The organism is Dyadobacter sp., from assembly GCF_051859145.1.
GTDB lineage: Bacteria > Bacteroidota > Bacteroidia > Cytophagales > Spirosomataceae > Dyadobacter.
This window is the reverse complement of the sequence record NZ_JBHYGF010000386.1, coordinates 1-3937: the sequence shown is the minus strand read 5'-3', so window position 1 is coordinate 3937 and position 3937 is coordinate 1. Positions and strand designations below refer to the sequence as shown.

Below are 3937 nucleotides of genomic sequence, written 5' to 3'. Positions count from 1 at the left end.
GTTGAGGAGACTGTGCCACCAGAACCGCGCTGACTACATTTCCATTAACACGCAGGAAGATTATGTACCCGCGCTTATCCATATGTTTAAAGTAAGGCGTTATACCAAAAGCAGTGCGTCGCAGTAATAGCATGGGAAGAGTGTTTTCTTTATTTTTTGTAAAAAAAATGAGCAGCAGTTTGTTGTTGATCCTCTTTTTATATGCCAATGCATCGGCGCAGAAAATAAAACCATCCGGCGTTTTCCTGACAGACAGCATTGAAGTAGGTAAGCCTGTTTATTTTGCATTAAGTGTGCGCCACAAGCCGGGTACCGAAATTTTCTTCCCTGATTCATCGTACAACTTCTCACCTTTTGAAATTATATCAAAGCGGATTTTTGTATCCAATACTGACGAAAAAGGAACGCTTGACAGCTCCGTTTACCAGCTGATATCATTCGATGTAACCCCGAAGCAAACACTTAGCCTGCCCGTTTTTGTGTTTGGAGGCAAAGACTGTACTTCTGTTTTCACAACCCCTGATTCCGTATTTCTGATCAGCAGCAATTTGGTTAAATCGACTGAGAAGCCAGTTTTAAGGCCGGAGACAGACTTACTTCCATTAAGCAGCCAGTTCAATTTTTCCATTTTGATTGGTACAGTGGCACTGGTTATTGGCGTGTCCGGCAGCATTTACTGGGTTTTTGGACAGGATATCTACAAACAATGGCAGCTGATCAAATTGCAGAGGCGGCATTTGGAATATGTAAGGTCATTTAACAGGTTAATGCGTAATGCACGGGAAAAAAACAACATCAAGGATGCGGAGAAAGCGATAATTGTTTGGAAAAACTATCTCGAAAGATTGGAGAAAAAGCCCTTTGCAACATATACAACCCGCGAAATAATGGATAATATGCCCGATGATTCACTTGCTGACGCATTGAGGAACATGGACGGAATCGTGTACGGCGGTCAGGGTAAGTCCAAAAACATGGAGGTATACCTGGAAGTTTTAAAAACGGGTGCGACGCGGCTTTACCGTAATAAAAGGAAATTTATACTGGATAGTCCCGTCAGCTGAACAAAAGAATGGATGCATGGTTATCGCTTCGCTGGTTTACTTACGACATGTTCAAGTCGTACGAGTGGGTGTATCCTTATTTTTTGTATCTGATCCCATTCGTTCCGATCCTTTTCTGGCTGCGGAATGCATTGCACCGAAACCACAAACAACGGCTTACGATTACTTACACACCTGCAAGCGGCCCTGCTAATCTGTTGACATTACTGCGCTTTGTACAGCCGATTTGTGTGGGGCTCGCAGTGACTTTCATTCTCGTAGCCCTCGCACGCCCACAGGTGGTTACGGAGCGTACAGATCAGTATTCCGAAGGGATTGACATTATGCTCCTGCTGGATATTTCCGATTCCATGATGGAGAAAGATCTTAATCCCAACCGTCTGGAAGCGGCCAAGAAGGTAGCTCGCAACTTCATTAAAGGCAGGTTACAGGATCGTATTGGGCTGATCATATTTGCAGGCGAGGCTGTTTCCCTTTGTCCGCTTACGACCGACTATGAACTGCTCTACGGTTTTCTGGATGAGATTAGTCCCAAAATGATCCCCACAGCCGGAACCGCGATCGGCAGTGCCTTGGCGGTGGCAGTAAACAGAATGCGGGAAATGCCGGGTGAAAGTAAGGTGGCGATCCTGATCAGTGACGGCGATAATACCTCCGGTAACCTCGATCCGACCACTTCTGCACAGCTTGCGAATGCATTTGGCGTAAAAGTGTACACAATTTCAGTGGGCCGGCTGAAAAAGGCGCCGCGATCGGACAGTACTGCGAGCACCGCATTAATCGATGAAGGACAGCTCCAAAATATTGCAGGTTTGGGTAACGGGAAGTATTTTCGTGCTACGGACAATTCGGGACTGGAAACGGTGTTTAAACAGATAGACCAGCTCGAAAAAGTTAAATCCAGTGATATGCTGTCGCGGGACGTCAAGGATTTTTACAGAATATATCTTTATTGGGCAGTGCTTTTCCTGCTTGTAGCTATCGGTACCAAAAGCACATTCATGGCCAATATTCTCGAAGATTAATGCTCAAACCTTTTTACAATATAGAAGCGATTGAAGCCGGCCTGGATGAGGTGGGAAGAGGCTGTTTGGCTGGTCCGGTGGTCGCGGCTGCGGTTATCCTGCCGCGGGACTATAAACATTCATTCCTCAACGATTCCAAGCAGCTGACGAAAGCACAACGGTTGGAACTTGAAAAGGAAATAGTGAGAGAAGCGCTGGCCTGGGCTGTGGCGGAAGTAGATAATCTTGAAATTGACAAGATCAATATCCTGAAAGCAAGCTTCCTGGCAATGCACCGTGCAGTTGATAAACTGACGATGAAACCGGAACATTTGCTTGTCGACGGGAACAGGTTTACACCTTATCCGATGATCCCGCACACCTGCATTATCAAGGGTGACGCGCATTACCTGTCCATCGCAGCGGCTTCAATCCTGGCTAAGAATTACAGGGATGCATTCATGGAAAATCTGGCTGCACAATTTCCATTTTATGGCTGGGAACATAATGTAGGTTACCCCACCATTCACCACCGAAAGGCGATCGGCTTACACGGGCCTTGCGCTTACCATCGCATGACATTCCGGTTGTTGAAAGAAGACGCGGATCAATCAGTTGAAGTCGAAACAGAAGATTTGGATTTTTTATAAAGCGGCACAGTGCTGCAAGGTTCGCCGAACATCAGGCTTTGCACCACAGGTTTCAGCAAGCGGCTGATTTCCATGTAGGCACTTACCGGCACTTCTACTTTGCTGCATCCTTTTACCACTACTCTTTTGCCTGTAAAAGAACCAATGTCAAGCTTTTGAATGGCATTATTGAAAAGTGTATCCTCCAATGCAGCCAGGTCTCCGAAAACAACTGTTTGGGCGTGCGGTTCCAAATGGACAGCGAGCAGCATATATGCCCAGGTAGGTACAATCGCGTCTTCCGAACAGATAACTGCCACGTGCTTGCCTGCATACTGAGACCAGTCATGTGCTTTCAGGAACTCACGGAAATCCTTTTCCCGCAAAATCATTCCCTGCCACAAATTGTCTTTGATATCATACAGGATACGTTCTCCCGGCTGGTATAATTCTTCCAGATCCAGTGAAACAATCCCGCTTGTTGCTACGCGGTTTACAATCTCTTCGGCTTCCATTTTGGTTTGTATTTTGGTAAAAAAACCAACACGAAAAAGTTTGAGTTCGTTTGGGGTGTTGTAAAAAGCAGTTAAGCCAGCGTTTTGGATTTTCTTGGGGCAGGTGACATAAAGTCTTTGAGATAATAAGGCTCGAATGCGGCCACATCTTCAAACTTCCCTGCATTGTAAGCTTCGACAGCCAGCAATGCCACAGTTTTGGCAGAAGGATAAATATCTGCGGAAGGAAACAAAGCATTTGGCTGGTCAGCAACAAGCGACTTGAACTTGGCTGAACCATCGCCGAAGAAGACCATTTTATTTGTTTGTAAAAGGTCTTCAAAGGAGTTTTCTGTCAGGATCGTGGCTTGTGTTGGAAGTACCGCCCCATTGCGCGCATCAAAAACGGCTGCGTAAACTTCCATTCTCCGTGCATCGATCATCGGACAAAGTAAATGGCCGGGATAAAATGGAGCCAGTTGCAGCGCCATTGCTTCCAGCGTATTAATAGCCAGCAAAGGTTTTTCCAATGCATAACAAAGCCCCTTTGCAGTTGAAACACCCACGCGAAGACCAGTATAAGAGCCTGGCCCCATGGCGACCACCACTGCATCGAGGTCATTTAGTGTGCAACCCGCATTTTCAACACAGCTGGCGATAAGCGTAGTGAGCATGCCCGAAGAGGATTTATCGGTAAAAAGCTCGTAAACTGAAACAATACCAGTTTCAGTGGCAAGGGACACGGA

The 3937-nt window shown here is 46.2% G+C and carries 5 protein-coding genes; 3 read left to right on the top strand and 2 right to left on the bottom strand.

Going from position 1 to position 3937, the window contains the following annotated elements; translation table 11 throughout:
* Positions 1–167 precede the first annotated feature (167 nt).
* From ACTIE6_RS19800 to ACTIE6_RS19790, 3 genes are read left to right on the top strand one after another with little or no spacing between them, the layout of a single operon-like run.
* Positions 168–1064, top strand: coding sequence for a hypothetical protein (locus tag ACTIE6_RS19800; protein WP_439558292.1), 897 nt, complete (start codon positions 168–170; stop codon positions 1062–1064).
* An 8-nt stretch (positions 1065–1072) separates the two neighbouring features.
* Entirely contained in the window at positions 1073–2089 is a 1017-nt protein-coding gene (locus ACTIE6_RS19795; RefSeq protein WP_439558291.1) for a VWA domain-containing protein, read from the top strand.
* On the top strand, positions 2089–2718 hold the full coding sequence (locus ACTIE6_RS19790) for a ribonuclease HII (protein ID WP_439558290.1): 630 nt from the start codon (positions 2089–2091) through the stop codon (positions 2716–2718). Before ACTIE6_RS19795 ends, ACTIE6_RS19790 begins: the two co-directional genes overlap by 1 nt.
* Here the strand turns inward: ACTIE6_RS19790 and ACTIE6_RS19785 are convergent.
* Together ACTIE6_RS19785 and tsaB are read right to left on the bottom strand one after the other, a co-directional pair.
* A complete protein-coding gene (locus tag ACTIE6_RS19785; protein WP_439558289.1) occupies positions 2676–3212 on the bottom strand; it encodes a DUF2480 family protein in 537 nt (178 codons plus the stop codon). The two genes, ACTIE6_RS19790 and ACTIE6_RS19785, sit on opposite strands and share 43 nt — an antisense overlap.
* 71 nt (positions 3213–3283) lie before the next feature.
* Positions 3284–3937 (bottom strand): tRNA (adenosine(37)-N6)-threonylcarbamoyltransferase complex dimerization subunit type 1 TsaB (gene tsaB, locus ACTIE6_RS19780; protein WP_439558288.1); only part of this gene is annotated, 654 nt, incomplete at its 5' end.

Bases quoted from the DNA above. Each gene is read 5' to 3' on its own strand.
- ACTIE6_RS19800 (WP_439558292.1), top strand. From the start codon at position 168: ATGAGCAGCAGTTTGTTGTTGATCCTCTTTTTATATGCCAATGCATCG.
- ACTIE6_RS19795 (WP_439558291.1), top strand. From the start codon at position 1,073: ATGGATGCATGGTTATCGCTTCGCTGGTTTACTTACGACATGTTCAAG.
- ACTIE6_RS19790 (WP_439558290.1), top strand. From the start codon at position 2,089: ATGCTCAAACCTTTTTACAATATAGAAGCGATTGAAGCCGGCCTGGAT.
- ACTIE6_RS19785 (WP_439558289.1), bottom strand. From the start codon at position 3,212: ATGGAAGCCGAAGAGATTGTAAACCGCGTAGCAACAAGCGGGATTGTT.